The 17379-nt window shown below is 42.4% G+C and carries 14 protein-coding genes; 11 read left to right on the top strand and 3 right to left on the bottom strand.

What is annotated here, in order from left to right:
- Nucleotide 1 precedes the first annotated feature (1 nt).
- The 8 genes from ACHA99_RS05055 (at nt 2) to ACHA99_RS05020 (ending at nt 8251) form a co-directional block, all read left to right on the top strand.
- A complete protein-coding gene (locus tag ACHA99_RS05055) occupies nt 2-1060 on the top strand; it encodes a nucleotidyltransferase family protein (protein WP_393941631.1) in 1059 nt (352 codons plus the stop codon).
- Entirely contained in the window at nt 1057-2037 is a 981-nt protein-coding gene (locus tag ACHA99_RS05050; RefSeq protein ID WP_393941462.1) for a Gfo/Idh/MocA family protein, read from the top strand. Before ACHA99_RS05055 ends, ACHA99_RS05050 begins: the two co-directional genes overlap by 4 nt.
- Complete coding sequence (locus tag ACHA99_RS05045) at nt 2034-2732, top strand: cytidylyltransferase domain-containing protein (RefSeq protein WP_393941460.1); 699 nt, start codon at nt 2034-2036, stop codon at nt 2730-2732. The genes ACHA99_RS05050 and ACHA99_RS05045 overlap by 4 nt, the downstream gene beginning before the upstream one ends.
- On the top strand, nt 2726-3484 hold the full coding sequence (locus ACHA99_RS05040; RefSeq protein WP_393941458.1) for an oxidoreductase: 759 nt from the start codon (nt 2726-2728) through the stop codon (nt 3482-3484). Before ACHA99_RS05045 ends, ACHA99_RS05040 begins: the two co-directional genes overlap by 7 nt.
- Before the next feature lie 144 nt (nt 3485-3628).
- Nucleotides 3629-4027 carry an acyltransferase gene (locus ACHA99_RS05035; protein ID WP_393941456.1) on the top strand — a complete coding sequence of 133 codons (399 nt, stop codon included), beginning with the start codon at nt 3629-3631 and terminating at the stop codon, nt 4025-4027.
- A gap of 106 nt (nt 4028-4133) precedes the next feature.
- Complete coding sequence (locus tag ACHA99_RS05030) at nt 4134-6641, top strand: 6-hydroxymethylpterin diphosphokinase MptE-like protein (RefSeq protein WP_393941454.1); 2508 nt, start codon at nt 4134-4136, stop codon at nt 6639-6641.
- 270 nt (nt 6642-6911) lie between these two features.
- Nucleotides 6912-7391, top strand: coding sequence for a DUF2947 domain-containing protein (locus ACHA99_RS05025; RefSeq protein WP_393941452.1), 480 nt, complete (start codon nt 6912-6914; stop codon nt 7389-7391).
- Between the two features lie 299 nt (nt 7392-7690).
- Nucleotides 7691-8251, top strand: coding sequence for a chalcone isomerase family protein (locus ACHA99_RS05020; protein WP_105251908.1), 561 nt, complete (start codon nt 7691-7693; stop codon nt 8249-8251).
- A gap of 12 nt (nt 8252-8263) precedes the next feature.
- On the opposite strand, the gene ACHA99_RS05015 is transcribed toward ACHA99_RS05020, so the two are convergent.
- Entirely contained in the window at nt 8264-9208 is a 945-nt protein-coding gene (locus ACHA99_RS05015; protein WP_393941450.1) for a DUF6268 family outer membrane beta-barrel protein, read from the bottom strand.
- A gap of 120 nt (nt 9209-9328) precedes the next feature.
- Complete coding sequence (locus ACHA99_RS05010; RefSeq protein WP_131523683.1) at nt 9329-9958, bottom strand: TetR/AcrR family transcriptional regulator; 630 nt, start codon at nt 9956-9958, stop codon at nt 9329-9331.
- Nucleotides 9959-10097: 139 nt separating this feature from the next.
- Between ACHA99_RS05010 and ACHA99_RS05005 the strand changes: the two genes are divergently transcribed.
- Together ACHA99_RS05005 and ACHA99_RS05000 are read left to right on the top strand one after the other, a co-directional pair.
- Nucleotides 10098-11204: an efflux RND transporter periplasmic adaptor subunit gene (locus tag ACHA99_RS05005; RefSeq protein ID WP_393941448.1), complete on the top strand. Its 1107-nt coding sequence runs from the start codon at nt 10098-10100 to the stop codon at nt 11202-11204.
- 2 nt (nt 11205-11206) lie between these two features.
- Nucleotides 11207-14287: an efflux RND transporter permease subunit gene (locus ACHA99_RS05000; protein WP_393941446.1), complete on the top strand. Its 3081-nt coding sequence runs from the start codon at nt 11207-11209 to the stop codon at nt 14285-14287.
- On the opposite strand, the gene ACHA99_RS04995 is transcribed toward ACHA99_RS05000, so the two are convergent.
- Nucleotides 14272-14517 (bottom strand): YdcH family protein, encoded by a 246-nt coding sequence (locus ACHA99_RS04995; RefSeq protein WP_113939445.1) that lies wholly within the window; start codon nt 14515-14517, stop codon nt 14272-14274. The two genes, ACHA99_RS05000 and ACHA99_RS04995, sit on opposite strands and share 16 nt — an antisense overlap.
- Nucleotides 14518-14777: 260 nt before the next feature.
- Between ACHA99_RS04995 and ACHA99_RS04990 the strand changes: the two genes are divergently transcribed.
- A complete protein-coding gene (locus ACHA99_RS04990) occupies nt 14778-16781 on the top strand; it encodes a methyl-accepting chemotaxis protein (RefSeq protein ID WP_393941444.1) in 2004 nt (667 codons plus the stop codon).
- The last annotated feature ends 598 nt before the right edge of the window (nt 16782-17379 follow it).

Below are 17379 nucleotides of genomic sequence, written 5' to 3'. Positions count from 1 at the left end.
TATGAACCCAACATTGAGTAAAATTACAATATCACCTGAGAAATCACTTCGTGATGCCTTACTACTTATTAATTCACAAGCACTTCAAGTAGCTTTAGTGACTGATGAGAGCGAACGCTTGTTAGGTATCATCACCGACGGTGATATTCGTAGAGGCTTACTCAATAACCTATCACTTGACGCCCTTGTGACTGAAGTGATGAACACCAATCCTAAGACCGCCTCCCCTAACACCTCAAAAAAGAAACTGCTGCAATTAATGCAACAGTACAGTGTTTTATCTATTCCGCTCGTTAAAGATCATATTCTTGTTGGATTAGAGACCTTAAAAAGTGCACAACAAAAAGCGCATTATGAGAATCCAGTACTTATCATGGCGGGAGGCTTTGGAACACGCCTAAAGCCCTTAACAGATAAATGCCCCAAGCCTATGCTTAAGGTTGGCAATCGCCCCTTGCTAGAGATTGCACTCTTTAATTTTATTCAAGCTGGTTTTACTAATTTTTATATTTCTACCCACTATATGCCGGAACAAATTGCATCATACTTTGGAGATGGTAGTCGGTGGAATGTAAATATTAACTACGTCCATGAAACGACACCATTAGGAACAGGTGGAGCCGTAGGCCTGCTTCCAAAAGACCTTTCACCATTACCCACCATTGTGATGAACGGTGATATTTTAACTAAAGTCGATTTTCAACACTTACTTAAATTTCATGAAGACAATAATGCCGATGCAACTATGTGTGTTCGAGAATATGACTACCAAATCCCTTATGGCGTGATTAGCGGCATAGGAAATCGTATTACAGAAATGGTCGAGAAACCCGTGCAACGATTTTTCGTTAATGCAGGTATTTATGTTATAAACCAATATATTATAAAAAGCGTTCCTGCTAACACTCATATTGATATGCCAACACTGCTAGAGCAAAAAATTGCAGATGGCGGACAAGTTCTTATGTTTCCTATCCATGAGTATTGGCTCGATATAGGGCGTATGGATGACTTCAAACAAGCCCAAATTGATATTTGTGCTCTCGGTTTTGAACAATGAATACACTCGCTGTGATTGGACTGGGTAACATTGCCAAACGTCATCGACAAAACCTAAAAACACTTTATCCACAAGCGAATATTATTGCGCTTTCTGCAAGTGGAAGAGTCGCAAATCAGCCAATAGAATTTGCTGATCTTGTACTCTCTAATATAAACGAGCTAATCGACTATCAACCAGAACTAGTGATTGTCGCCTCCCCAGCTTCGTTGCATGAAGCCCATGCCACGACGTTAATGAAGCACAATATTCCCGTATTGATAGAAAAGCCATTAACCTCAGAACCTGAGAGTTCGGAACGTATTTTGGCCCTTGCTCAAAGTCATAACAGTCAAGTCATGATAGGGTATTGTCTGCGATATCTCAGTTCTGCAATCGTTATCAAACAACTATTATTAGAAGAGCTTATTGGCAAAATATATAACTGCTCCGCAGTTGTAGGACAATATTTACCCGACTGGCGCCCCAATAAACATTATTCTGAGTCAGTATCAGCCCAAATATCCCTTGGTGGTGGTGCCCTATTAGAATTAAGTCATGAGTTGGATTATTTGCATTGGTTATTAGGTCCATTAGAACTCAACTACGCACAGCTAAGAGCGACAAATGAGCTAGCATTGGAGGTGGAAGAAATTGCAGATCTCATTTTAACCAGTCAGCAGGGCACTATTTGCTACATCCATATGGATTTCATTCAAAAACAAGCTCAACGAGAGTGCACTTTTATCGGTTCTAAAGGCAGATTACATTGGGATTTAGTAGCCAATACAATCCGTCACTACAATTCAGAGGGTACTCAGGTTCTATATTCACAACCTGAATGGAACAAAAACCAAATGTACCTGAATATGGTGGCAGACTTTGTATCCCATATTCAGCATAAACAACATACAAATACTTCTCTAATAGACGCACATCAAACAATTAGCCTAATCGCGAAAATTAAGCAGCAGGCAGAGTGGGGAGTCACTCAATGACACGATACGCCTTTATTTTCGCTCGCGGGGGCTCAAAAGGACTTCCAGGAAAAAACATTAAAGACTTACTCGGTAAACCCCTTATTGTTTATTCCATTGAAACCGCACTGCAAACAGCGAAGATTGATAAAGTCTTTGTCTCAACCGACGATAATCAAATTGCCACAATTGGTTTAGCCGCAGGTGCAGAGATAATACCCAGACCGGCACATTTAGCCACAGATAAATCACCAGAATGGCTTTCTTGGCAGCACGCCATCGACTGGGTAACCCATAAATATGGTGAATTTGAGCAATTCATCAGTTTACCTGCAACAAGTCCATTACGAAGTGTGGAAGATGTCGAATCTGCGATGAATAAGCTTAATAGTAGTAAGGCTGATATTTGTATCTCCACCACTCCGGCAAATCGTAGCCCATACTTTAATATGGTAAAAGAAACAGAATCTGGTAATGTTGAATTGGTTAATGCACCTTCAACTGAAATATATCGGCGACAGGATGCCCCACAAGTTTATGATATTACTACTGTTGTTTATGTGGCAAAACCAAGCTACATTCAGAGAGCCAACAATCTTTTCGTAGGTAATGTCGCGCATATTATCGTGCCTAAAGAGAGAGCGGTAGATATCGATGATATTTATGATTTTAAACTAGCTGAAGCCATCTTAAGCAGCAAAGGAAAGTTATGCTAACGGGAAAAACCATACTTATTACAGGTGCAGTAGGTTTAATCGGCTCTCAAGTAACAGCCTCTATGCTCACCCAAGGTGCAAAAGTAATCGCTGTGGATCGTTCAGATTCACTGATGAGACTTAAATTTCAAGAACTCATCCAGGATTATGGGAATTCATTAACATTAGTTGAACTAGATATAACAGATGAACTCGCAGTGAAACGTTTTTTTTCAAGCCTTAATGGACTTTCTGGCGCGGTTAATTGTGCCTATCCACGAAATACGCAGTATGGTACTTCATTTTTAGAAGTCAGCCTAGATAGCTTTAATGAGAATCTATCACTACATTTAGGTTCTTCATTTCTATTTATGCAGCAATGTGCAGCACTATTTGTCAGACAACAATCCCACATGTCGGTAGTCAATATTTCATCTATTTATGGTGTTGTAGCACCAAAATTTTCGTTATATGAAGGCACCAAAATGACTATGCCAGTTGAATATGCCGCTATCAAATCTGCCCTACTACACCTAAGTAAATACGTAGTAGCATTTATTAAAGACAGTCGCTTTAGGATCAACAGTATCAGCCCTGGAGGCATTTTTGATAGCCAACCAGCCTCATTTCTAAAAGCATATCAAGACTCGACAAATGGTCATGGAATGTTAGCCCCGAATGATATTGTAGGTTCGATAATATTTTTACTGTCACAACAATCTCAATATATTACTGGGCAAAACATCACTATTGATGATGGGTTCACATTATAAATTATGCTAAAAAAACTTTGCTATTGGTTGAAAGTAAAACGCATTGGGCCAGACATACCTCTGACTCATTTTCTTTTACACTCTAAGCGCCTTGGTAGCTGGTTGTGTCAAAATAAATTTGCAAAGTTTGGCCATAATAGTGCAATGAGACCTGGCAGTTATGCTATCTGCTGTGATCATATTAGTATTGGCGATGAAGTCGTACTTAGGCCAGGCACTATGCTTTTTGGCTCCGAACACTGCGGTAACTCGGTCAACATCACTATCGAAGATTTTGTCCTGATTGGTTCTGGTGTACATATTTATACTTCTAACCATGAATTTGCCGATCCGAATCAAGCTATTTTCTTTCAGGGACATAAGCCTGTAGAGCCCGTACTTATCCGTCGAGGCGTATGGATTGGGGCCAATGCTATTATTTTACCTGGGGTAACAATCGGAACAAATAGTGTAGTAGGGGCAGGTTCTGTGGTGACGAAAGACGTGCCGCCCTATGTGGTTGTTGCAGGACAACCAGCAAAAATAATTAAGCAGATTAAGTAATCAGTTAGATATAGTGATTAACTTAGCAGTTTAAATAACTAAAAAGTGTAAAAAAATTTTATCACTATATTAATTTTCATAGAAAATCAATTTTAACGGGGAACTGATGAGTTTACATAAATCCAATATACAAAACACTTTCTCTATCAGTCGATTTAATGAGTATTATCTCCCAAGTGTTAACCGGAGTATGTTTGAATCAATTGATTCAAAAACTCAATACGATAAAAAATTCAAGAATGACTTCGCCAAAGAAGGTATGTTACAAGTTGTTACCGGACTAGACTCTGGTCTGCTGGTAAACTACCTCCTTGAACAAGGCATACCTAAGGGCAGCATCTTTATTTTTGTTGAATTAGATGAGGTGCTCAACCTTCTCAATATCGATATACCTAAAGAAATCGAAAATAAATTATTTATTTATAATTATAAAGACTTCCAAGAGAATTTCTCCTCTGATACATATGGAGTCTATATACTTAAAAATCACTTTAAGCATTATCGAAGCTTAGGTGCAACATCAAGTCACCTTCCAGAATACAGCATTCTTAATACTCAAATTGTCAAAATCCTAGAGGCTGGCCACTTAGAGCAAAGAGTAAACTCATCCCAACAAAAATACTTTGAAGAACAATTTAAAAATATTTCTGAAAATGTGCTCCCAGCATCCTTATTAGCAAATAGATTCACCGGGCATACTTGTCTTATCGTTGCAGGTGGTCCTTCATTAGATGATCATCTCGACTGGATACGATCTCACTCTAAGCATCTCTTTATCATTGCGGTATCACGTATTGCAGGTAAATTGCACAAAGTAGGGATCATACCTCATATTATCGTATCGGTAGATCCCTATGATTTTAGTTTTGAAGTCAATAGAGATATGATGCCCCTTGCAAACTCCAGTTTATTTGTAAACTCTTTCCATGTTAATTCCAGACTCCTAAGCCAATGGCAAGGAAAAAACCTTTTCATGGATAATAAATATCCTTGGCAACTGGAAGACAAAGAAAATATTGAAACAATAGGACCAACAGTAACTAATGCTGCAGTTCATCTGGCAACTAAGATGGGCTTTTCAAGCATTTTACTCACTGGAGTTGATTTATGTTTCACCAACACAGGTTTTACACATGCTAAAGATTCAGTTGAATCGACTCTTGGACCCAATTTGGGGATCATGGGTGAATGGATAGATACCTATGGAGGCGAAAAAGCTGAAACTGTTACCCAACTAAAATTGGCTATTGAAGCTTTAGCTGTAGAAGCTAAGATAAATCCTGAAATTGAGTTTATTAATCTGTCACTGAATGCCGCTAAAGTGAATGGCATGGAATATAAAAATACAGAGCATATAAGCCTACAGACCGAAGAGCCATCTCCCCTAGAGCTACTTGACTGGGTCCCTTATTTTAGTTTGGAAGATAAAAAGCAAGATAATCTTATTTCTAAAAAAGAAATTAACAGACTAATCACTACACTTCGTAATATTGTCACTTTATCTAAGGATATTTTAGATTTAAGCCAACAACTTAAAGAGCAAACAAAACCACCTCACACAGTACAAAAAAAATTCAACAAGATTGATTTTATTGATAAAAAAATAAATAAAAGTCACTCTGGTATAGTTAAATTAATAAAAACCTATGGTTTTTCAGAGTTTTCCGCCTTTCTAACTACCAAAAAAACCGAGGAATGGGATACTTTACATGTGTTAGATATGACCGAAAACTACTATAAAGCATTTATCAGTATCGCAGAGCAATTAATACGACTAGCCCAAGATAGTCTGGCAAGATTAACTCATAGAATTAATGAATTATCTCAAGATACCGATCTAGAACCTCTAGTACAATTTTGGCGTACGGAAAAACAACATGGTCGCATCAATATATGGTTAAAAAACAATTCAGATTGGCAAGAGCATAAAAAATTTAAGCAGAATGCTCAATTATTAGAAGAATACCGCCATTTGATACAATCAATTAGCGATGAATACCAAGAACAACTCACGATCATACCTAAGGAGTATATAGAGAACGTCAAAGAGTCGGCCTCTATGGAAAATGTCTTCGAAAAGATTATTGTACTTATTAGAGACAATGATCATACAGGCTTGGTCAAGATGACATTAAATCTAAGAGAATTAGCTATAAAAGATGAAGCCGCTAAGCGTCTTTATCATCTTGCATATAGTCATCAGCTACTCTTAGAACAAAACGAAAATAAAGCCCTTCAAGTGCTACTCGAACTAGACAACGATTTGCAATCTGAAATAGAGTTAAAGCAGATTAGTCTTCTCGCATTAAAACAAGGGAAAATAGATATTGCTGAATATGCGATAGCAAGATTAGCTGAAAATATTGATGAATATGTTCCTCAATATGCCCACATACTAAAGCTTCAAGGGAAACATCAAGATTCTATTAATTTATATTTAGATTATTTAGAAAAATACCCTAATGATATATCCACATGGATTAAGTTCGGATTATTTATGATTGATATTAATCAGTTCTCTAATGCTAAAACCGCATTTTATCATGTGTTACAAGCCGACCCTGACAATCGGGTTGCACACGAGTATATCAACTGGTTACAGTCACATGTCTAAGGATTGCAAAACAATGTTTAGCTCAGAGTCAAAATTGACACTTAACCTTTATAGCTAGTTAACAGCTAAGCTAAAGAGTGAAGATATGTAAAAAGCTTAATCACCATTTTAGTTAGTATAAAATAACATTTAGCAATGCTTGCAGCTTTAATGTGAGAACTGTCAAACTCATTTCTATACCTCATACACAAATAGAGTATAATCTGAGATATTTGATATTCATGCCTGTAAAATACAGTTAAATGTATCGGCTGAGTAAGGAGATTTTGTTTGGCTCATACCTATATACCTTTAGAAACTTACCGCCGTAAGTGGATTTTCAACCACAAAGACTTGCCTGTCACCGACGAGGACAAGGCGCACATCCTGCCGTTAACAGATAAAAGTGCAATGGAAATCTGGAACCAATGGATCAGCAACAAGAGTAGTCGTGCGGAGCAATTTACTAAGGGAGACTGGGCGGCGAAGGCTGATGCTTGGGTGGAAACAGATCACTGGCAGAGCGCTTGGGATAGTGAAGATAACAGTTTACCCACCATGTTAGCTGAGTTTATACAATGGCCCGATGAGACGCCGGTGTATTTTTGCTATGAAAAATATCAGATTATTGAAACTCGTTGGGATGTGTTCGTCCGCAATTGGAAGTGTTTTCTTTTCTTTGACGACGGTCCCATTTTGATCTCGCCAAAACAGAAACAAGCGGTGATGTTCGAACAGAGTGGTCAATACAAGCTAGGCACTCGCGGATAATTTATACAGGGCGCTTAACGCTGATAATTTCCCATCGATAGCTTTACGCCAACACTTTTACGCAATAGTTTAGCGCGAGGAGTCATCTTGTTGGTATGCTCATATTTAATGATGAGTATGCCATAATAGCCATTTTCGAATGATGCGTAAGCACAATTAGCCTATCACTCCCCTCTTCTTTAGATTAACATCCGTTTTCGGTGCCGAGTATTTGAGAAGTTGGGGTCAACTTTTTGCTGTAAATACTCATAAAAATCTGCTTAAAACCCAATAATTAAAATAGAAAAATGAGGTGTATTATGAAGTTACTCTCCACTCTTACCCTAGCAAGCGCGCTGTTATTACCCCACACATTAATGGCCAAAGAAGTCTCAGGAGTGCAAGTCGCCGAGACAGTGACATTAGATAGCCAAACATTACAGCTCAATGGCGCGGGCGTTCGCAGTAAGTTCTTTATGGATTTATATGTAGGCAGTTTGTATTTGCCAGCAGCATTAAGTAGCACTGCAGCGGTTATTGATGCACCAGTTGCAGCGATACGCCTTAACATTACCTCAGGCATGATCACCTCAGAAAAAATGCGCGATGCGATCACTGAAGGTTTTGAGCAAGCGACGGCAGAAAACACCGCCGATATTCAACCGCAGATAGATACCTTTATGGCGCTGTTTAAGGAAGAAATTAAAGAAGGTGACCAATTTACCTTAGTCGCCAATAAAGCCCGCGGCGTGACGGCCTATAAAAATGGTCAGGAACAAGCCACCATCGAAGGTGAAATGTTCCGTCAAGCACTGTTAAAAATTTGGCTAGGTGATAAGCCAGCCCAGAAAAGCCTCAAAGAGGCCATGCTGGGCAAATAACTGACATTAACGTTAGAATTTGAATTCGATATCCAAGGCCGCTGCGCCTTGGTTATCCATTTCAAGCGCGGCTTGATTTGTCACTTCTAACTCACCATCAAAGTAATAACCAGCATAGAGATTTACGGTTAAAGCAGGCGTTGCTCGCCAACCGCCACGCAGATAACTCACCCATTCGTTCGTTTCTACAGCAATATCATCATCCTCAATAAGGAATCGCTCAGTACGACGTGAACTACCCAAACCAATATTCCAATCAGGATTGAATTGATAACTAAGCTCTAGTCCTGCTGGACCACTAAAACCAGCTTGGAATGGATTAGCCAGTGTCCAATGTTCATCTATCTGCCAACGCATGGCAAGATAAGGCACTGTGCGAACTTCATCGATATCATTAAGATACGCGACGCCAAAGCCAATCATGTTTCCCGAATCAAATGCATACATGGCCGATGCCACAATACCGTAACTCTGAGCTTGGCTAGCCGATGCAGTATCGGCGTAGGCATATTGGATCTGCGGCGCTAAAAAGAAGGCCCAATGTTTATCCATGCGATAATTTAACGACACTCCGGCACGGTAACGATTAATATGATCCCAATTCTGTCCGTCGGTGCCAAACAGCGGTGCGACATTGTTTGCGCCAGTAAGCGTGATGTTACGCCAATCATAATCAAGTCTGTCATAGCCCACACGAAAGCCTAGCGACCATTGCTTATCCAGCGACACATTCATCCCAGCATTCAGTAATAAGCTGTCCCTTTGTAGCTCAGTATTGCCATTGGCCACCTCGGCGCTTTGGGTACTGATCTGCGTGACACTTAATCTAAAAGGTTTGTATTCCTGCGAAGGTTTATCCGCTGCAATAGCGGCACAGCTCATTAACGGTAACAATAACAAACTGCCTTTCAGCAACCGCTGTTTTACGCTTAATGGTACGAGTTCTCGATTAGCCACGCTAGCTCCTTGCATTTAAAATAATGAATAAATTTTTGTGCATAATACGCGCTATTGAATAAAAAGGTTCACACTTTCAAAATGAAGATACAAACTAATACCTTTGAAACAAACAAGCCTTCACTCTACCCGATGCGCCCTCAAGAACATGTCAGCACAACCCAATATATAATGGTTCCTGTCGTCAAAAAGCTCATCGGCCGCTAACCCCAATTCCAATTTAAGTTTTAGCTCACCAAACAACATTAAACATAAACGCACTGCACTATGGTGAGCATTACCAAATCGATATTGCCCTAACGCCTCTACAGCGACTAAATAATCCGCCAATAAGCCCACTATGTGTTTAGGGCCTGCGTCAAAGAACAATCGCGACACTTCAGGATGACTTTCGGATTGCGCCACGCAGGCTTTGAATACGGTAATAGCTTCAGGACTGACGATCATCTCCCCAAATTGCAAGGCAAATTGGGTTAATGCCGATTCCGGCTTAGTGGGATCACTTAACAAATCATCGTTAAGATTATGGCCAACACACTTAGATTCAATTGCCGCAACAAATAATTCATCTTTGCTCCCGTAATGGGAATATACGGTTTGTTTCGACACGCCCGCAAGCTTTGCAACCTCATCCATACTGGTATGAGGGAAACCTTGACGACAAAACAAATCAATAGCAGCCACAAGGACTTGCTGACGTTTTTGTTCACTACGGCTCAAAGGTAATTGCGTCTCAGAGGAATGCGTCATATCAACTCTCGAATAGATAGACATAATTAATTGGCATTAGTTAAGCACAAAATAGACTAGACAGTCTAGTTTCGTACAACTAGACTAGCAAGTCTAGTTACATAGTATTAACGTTTAACTTACAGCGGAAGCCTTTAAAATGGATCGAACTGCCCGACTTTCTTGGCGCACTCTTAGCGTCTGCGTGTTTGCTTTAGCCACATTATCCGCCTGTCAAAAGGAAGTCACCGAACACGCTACGACAGCCACGCTACCCACAGTCACAAGCCAAACGTTGATCCAGACCCCAAGTTATGAACACTTTCAGACCTTCACTGGCACCATCCGTGCAGGTAATACCACAGGTGTAGGCTTTGAACTAGCGGGAAAGTTAAACAATTTACAGGTCGATTCTGGGAGTAAAGTTAAGCAAGGACAAATACTTGCAGTTCTCGATACCCGGCTACTCGAAGCCGAGCGTCAAGAGATCCAAGCAAGTCTGGCACAAACCCAAGCCGATGTTGATCTGGCCACCAGCACTCTAAAACGTAATCAAGAATTGAAAAAATCGGGCTATGTCTCTGAACAGCTATTAGATGAAAACCGCTCACAATTAAATAGCTTAGCCGCAGCGAAAAACCGTCTACTCGCCTCGCAGCATGCCAACCAACTTAAGCTCGATAAATCCATTTTAGTGGCCCCCTTTGACGGCAGCATCAGCCAAAGGCTACATAATCTTGGCGAAGTGATTGCCGCGGGCAGTCCTATCTTCACCTTAGTGGGTAACATCAATCCTGAAGCTTATATTGGTGTTCCTGTTGCGCTAGCAGAACAATTTCACACCAAACAGCAAGTGCAAGTTAGTGTACGAGATCAAATCTTTACTGCTGAAATTGCCGGTATCAGCGCTGAAGTCAATCCCATCAGTCGTACCCTACAACTGAGAATAAGCCTGCCAAATGATGCCCATGTACTCAATGGCGAAATTGCGTATCTGCATCAACAACAGCAAATCCCGCAACCGGGCTACTGGGTACCCATTTCCGCACTGACGGATGGTATTCGTGGATTATGGAATCTCTATGTCATCGCAAACTATGAACAGCAATCCATCATAGAGCGCCGCGATGTGGAAATCCTCTACACCACCAAAGACATGGCCTACATTCAAGGCGCGATTCAGCCTAATGAAATCTATGTCAGCCAAGGGCTGCATAAGCTGGTCGTCGGCCAAACTGTATCTCCCATTGCTGCAGCCACGAGGTAATTATGATTAAAGCCTTTGTTGAAAACGGCCGCTTAGTCAGCCTCGTTATTGCGCTATTACTTGTCGCAGGCTTTGGTGCGATATCGAGCCTACCGCGTACTGAAGATCCCCACATAACTAACCGTTTCGCCTCTGTGATCACCCCTTATCCTGGCGCCTCAGCCGAGCGGGTAGAAGCCTTAGTGACTGAAGTCATTGAGAACCAGCTCAGACGTTTGGAAGAAATTAAGTTGATCCAATCAACCTCTCGACCAGGGATTTCAGTTATACAGTTAGAATTGAAAGACACAGTTAAAGAAACTGCTCCCGTATGGTCTCGAGCACGGGATTTATTGGCCGATGCGAAAATTAATTTACCTGAGGGCATACAATCTCCCACACTCGATGATCAAATTGGTTATGCCTACACCGCCATCTTAAGTTTAGTGTGGAATAGTAATACGCCCGTACAAGTCGACATGCTAAACCGCTACGCAAAAGAATTACAAAGTCGGCTCAGGCTGTTATCGGGCACGGATTTTGTCAAACTTTACGGCGCACCGACCGAAGAAATGCTAGTGCAGCTTGATGGTAACAAGATGAGCCAGTTACAGCTTTCTCCTGCGTCCATCGCCCATATTCTCAGCGGCGCCGACAGTAAAATTGCTGCCGGTGAAATCAACAACCGTGAATTTCGCGCCTTAGTTGAAGTCTCCGGCGAGCTTGATTCTTTAACCCGTATTCGCCAAGTGCCGCTTAAAATTGATAGCCAAGGGCAAATTATTCGCCTCGGCGACATAGCCACTGTGATTCGCCAAGCTCAAACCCCAGCGGATAGCATAGCGTTAGTCGATGGTGAACAAGGCGTAATGGTTGCAGTGCGAATGATCGATAATACCCGTGTTGATCTTTGGCAAGCACAAGTCAATAACGTCGTTGACGAACTCAATCGCGAAGTTCCCGCTAATATCCAGATCCAATGGCTATTCGAGCAAAACAGTTACACCAGCGAACGACTTGGCGGGCTAGTGGTTAACCTGCTGCAAGGATTTGTCATCATCTTACTGGTATTACTCCTCACCCTAGGCTTAAGAAACGCCATCATAGTGGCGATTTCATTGCCGCTCACAGCGCTATTTACCTTGGCGTGCATGAAATATATCGGCCTGCCGATACATCAAATGTCGGTGACAGGACTCGTCGTAGCCCTTGGGATCATGGTGGACAATGCGATAGTGATTGTCGATGCCATATCGCAAAGGCGTCAGCAAGGAATGAGCCGTTTAGCCGCAGTGAGCGAAACCTTACACCACCTTTGGCTGCCCTTAGCGGGATCGACTATCACCACTATTTTGGCTTTTGCGCCCATAGTACTCATGCCCGGTGCTGCGGGGGAATTTGTCGGTGGTATTGCCATGTCAGTGATGTTTGCGCTGCTGGGCTCTTACCTGATTTCCCATACGCTAATTGCAGGGCTCGCGGGACGTTTTAGTCATGAAGGTAAACTGGATGTCTGGTATCAACACGGGATCAACCTCCCGCTAGTGAGCCAATATTTTCAAGCGAGCCTGAGAATTGCCCTTAAACGCCCAATCGTCAGCGCGCTGCTTATCGGCATTACACCAGTATTAGGGTTTTTCGCCTCGGGTAAGATGACGGAGCAATTCTTTCCGCCATCGGACAGGGACATGTTCCAAATTGAAATCTATCTTGCGCCCCATGTGAGTTTAGAAAACACCTTGAACCAAGTGCAGTTGATGGATAAAAAACTCCACGCAGTCACAGGGATCACTCAAGTCGATTGGGTGGTGGGCGGTAATACGCCCTCATTTTATTACAACCTGACGCAGCGCCAACAAGGGGCGACTAACTATGCACAGGCCATGGTAAAAGTGACTGACTTTGAGCGTGCTAATGAGTTAATCCCCGAATTACAACAGCAATTTGATAGCGCTTTTCCCGAAGCGCAAGTACTAGTACGAAAACTCGAGCAAGGCCCGCCCTTTAATGCGCCAGTGGAGTTAATGATCTTCGGCCCGAATCTAGATACTTTGCGATCATTGGGCGACGACGTTCGTAATATTCTCGCGCAAACGCCGGACGTACTTCACACACGTGCAACCTTAAGTGCCGGTGCGCCTAAGCTGTGGCTACAGGTAAATGAAGATGCCAGTCTAATGAGTGGGTTAAGCCTGACGGACATTGCCAAACAGATCCAAATGTCAACCACAGGCGTTATCGGTGGCAGCGTGCTTGAGCAAACAGAATCGTTACCCGTACGAGTTCGCCTTACTGATGACAGTCGCGAGCAGGTGAGCCGCCTTTCTGAAATTCAATTAATGACACCTTCGGGTGAGTCTGTTGCATTATCCGCCCTCGCCCACAACGAAGTGCAAGTGAGCCGCGGCGCCATTCCAAGGCGCAACGGCCAAAGGGTTAATACCATAGAAGCCTACATCGTCAGTGGGGTATTACCTGCTCAAGTACTTAATGATGTTAAAGATAAAGTGGCTCAATTACCGTTGCCATCGGGTTATCGCATTGAAATCGGTGGTGAAAGTGCTAAGCGTAACGAAGCAGTCGGTAATTTACTGTCCAATATGATGTTGGTCGTCACCTTGTTATTAGCCACTGTAGTGCTGTCGTTCAACTCCTTTCGGCTCACGGCGATTATTCTATTGAGCGCGATACAATCAGCAGGACTTGGCCTATTAGCCGTGTTTGTATTTGGTTATCCCTTTGGATTCCCGGTCATCATAGGACTGCTTGGATTAATGGGACTTGCCATTAACGCTGCGATTGTGATCTTGGCCGAACTAGAAGATATGCCGAGCGCTCGGCTCGGCGATATGGAAACCATAGTCTCTACCGTCAGCAGCTGTGGTCGTCATATCAGCTCAACGACTATTACCACCGTGGGCGGTTTTATTCCGCTCATCATTGCTGGCGGCGGGTTTTGGCCTCCCTTTGCCATTGCTATCGCGGGCGGCACCCTGCTGACAACTTTACTTTCTCTGGTATGGGTTCCAACTATGTATTTGCTGCTGATGAAAACCCGTACGGCAAAAACCCCATCCGCGATTCAAGCTCAAATCGCATCATGAACTAGATATTGGTACAGTTTATCTTTAAGGTTTAATCGCTCTAATTTTAACGCTAAAAAGTGCTCATCGGCGGTGGGCACTTTTGTTAACTCCAGCGCCCTAATTTTATTATCGAGTTCATGGTAACGACTAGCCATGGTCGCGAAGACGGTATTATTGACTTTTAAATGCTTAATTTGATCGACAAAATCAGGAAACTCATAAACCAACGCATGATTCTCACCTAGCATATTCACTTCTCCTATAATGTGGTTCTAACACTATGAACTCCATTCACCTTAAGCAGCTTAGTCTATACCTTCAGAATACAGCCAGTACTTGGGCATGTTATCTGCTAACATTTCTGCAAAATAAGCTGATGAGTCCAAGTCTAAAACTGCAAAAATATCAACGAAATGAGTTTAAAATTGCAGAAGTTTTAGACCCACATCAAGACTACAGAGTAAAACTTAGGCTACATTGATGTAACCGTTACCTATAGGATCTTACGATGAATTATAAAAATTGGCCTATTGCAAAACAAATTGGCGCCCTCGCGTTTATTCTCACTCTTCTCATCTTTGGTGTATTGAGTACCGTCTCCTATAAAGCCGCTTCAAATGTATTAGAAGATAAAGGTATCAGTGCCATGAAATCTGAAATGCGTGCAGTTTCAGACATGTTAGAGCTGCAGTACGATAGTCTTCTGCAGCTTGCGAGACGCAACGCCGATGTTTTTAAGGAAATGTATCCTGGACAATTTAGTCTGCAAAATAAAACTGTCAATGTGATGGGAGTAGGCTCTCCAGCCCTAATGCATGAACAAGAACAAGTGAACTCATCAAAAAGTAAAGTCGATCGTTTTGCTAATCTAACTGGCGGTACCGCTACAGTATTTGTGCGTGATGGCGATGACTTTATGCGAGTTTCGACTTCGCTCAAAAAAGCCGATGGCAGCCGTGCACTAGGTACTTCCCTTGGCAAAACACATCCAGGCTATCAAGTGCTGCTCAGCGGTAATGAATACGAAGGTTATGCCAAACTTTTCGGCAAAGACTACATGACAGTCTATCGTCCAGTGAAAGACACACAGGGCAAAGTTATTGGTATCTTATATATTGGCTTCGACATCACCAGTTCCTTAAAACAATTACAAGAAGCAGTTAACAGAATCACCTTAGAAGAAAGTGGCCATTTTCTATTAGTACGCAAAGCGGACAATGTGTTGGTCGCCCATCCTAAGTTCAATGCAGGTGACATCATCACCGAAAGTATGCTTGATGGCTTAAGTGTTGCAAATGCCACCCAAAATGATGCGGAATCCCATTACAGCAATAGTAAAAATGAGCCCATGTTTGCCTATAGCCAAACCGTAACAGGCTGGAATTGGGTGCTAGTGGGTCAAGTCAAGGCAAGTGAGCTTAATGAAGAAAGTATGCAATTGCTCACCATCAACGCCATCGTTGCTATCACAGGGATCGCGCTGATCACAGCGCTATTATCAGTTGTCTTAATTCGCGCACTCAAACCTTTGCATGCCCTCCAAGTGCATATGGAAAATTTAGGCAGTGGCGATTTTAGCCATCACTTAGCGCCATCAGAACCACAGAGTCAAAACGAAGTGGATCGAATTACGACCAGCGTATCAACTATGTCCTCAGAGCTCAGGCAATTGATTATTGCATTGCAGGATTCAGTCATGAGTCTAGAGCAACAGGCCTCCAAGGCACAGAGTATCGCGAAGCAAAATGGTGAAGAAGCTCAAGCCCTAATGCTACAAACGGATCAAATCGCAACTGCCATCGAAGAAATGTCGACCTCGATCCGTGATGTGGCTAATCATGCCCAAGATGGCGCAGTTCAAAGCCAGCAAGTGGATGCCGCAGCCAAAGAAGGTCAAAACCAACAGACTAAAGTGGTGCAGGATTTACTCAAACTCAGTCAGCAACTCAGTAACAGTCATCAATCGGTTGAAAAAGTCAGCCATGAAAGTGAAGCGATCAGCAAGGTGACCGAAGTCATTAACAGCATTGCCGAGCAAACTAATTTACTCGCATTAAATGCAGCGATTGAAGCGGCGCGCGCAGGCGATCAAGGTCGAGGCTTTGCTGTCGTTGCCGATGAGGTGAGGACTCTCGCCCAGCGGACCCAGTCATCCATTGTAGAAATTGGCCAAACAATTGAAAAGCTGCAAACTCAAGTGAAAAGTACCACAGAACAAATGAGCCAAAGTCATCAATTAGGAATGGAATCTGCAGCACAGGGTGAAGCAACGGGTGAACAACTGAAGGAAATCACCCGTAGGATTGGCGAACTCGCGATTAGCTCACGCAATATTGCCTCGGCTACTGAGCAGCAAAGCAGTGTTGCACAAGAGATAACCCACAATTTGCATCAGATCAGCGAACTCGCTAACGAAGGCGAGCACCGTGCCACTGAAACAGTGCATTCTGCCAATGAACTGTCTTCCTTAGCCGCCGCCTTAAAACGCCAAATAAGCCAGTTTAAGGCCTAACTCAAATACGGACTTAGATAACCTGAGCTCGGGATAAGCAGAGCCGCTGAATAGGCATCTTTTCGGGCCTCTCTGCGTTGCTCTGTCTAACCATAGCTAGCTATGGCGTACGACAGAGCGCCTTGATATGCGCAAAAATCTGCGCATTCAGTCAGGAAATAGATTTTTCGCTTTAAACTAATAACTTTATACCATTGATTTTATTTGTTAAATTTAGATTTTTCGACACTCGTTATCCCGAGTTCAGGTTAGATACAGAGTTAGTGCTTTATCAAACGTTAAATGCCGCCCTAACAGGGCGGCATTTTTTATAACAGCACTACATCAAAACGATAGGAGCCACATTTAAGAAATGGATTTGGGACTTTGATTTAGGCTCCTGACGTAAAGGAGTAATGGAGTAATGGAGTAATGGAGTAATGGAGAAAATATCTTAAACCATGCGAGCAAGCATCTACAGAGAGCACAATCAAAAAGCGATGATATCAGGCCTATTCGCTGCAGTTACATCACCACTCTGCAGCGAAGTTAACTGCTTGGCCTAATACGATAACGCAGCTCTACTTCAAACTAAAATAACCTCAGCCCATCAAAAAAT

The sequence above is a fragment of the Shewanella sp. S23-S33 genome, assembly GCF_043359565.1.
Taxonomy (GTDB): domain Bacteria; phylum Pseudomonadota; class Gammaproteobacteria; order Enterobacterales; family Shewanellaceae; genus Shewanella; species Shewanella oncorhynchi.
Note: the sequence above shows the minus strand (reverse complement) of the source record. Positions and strands in the feature narration are given on the sequence as shown.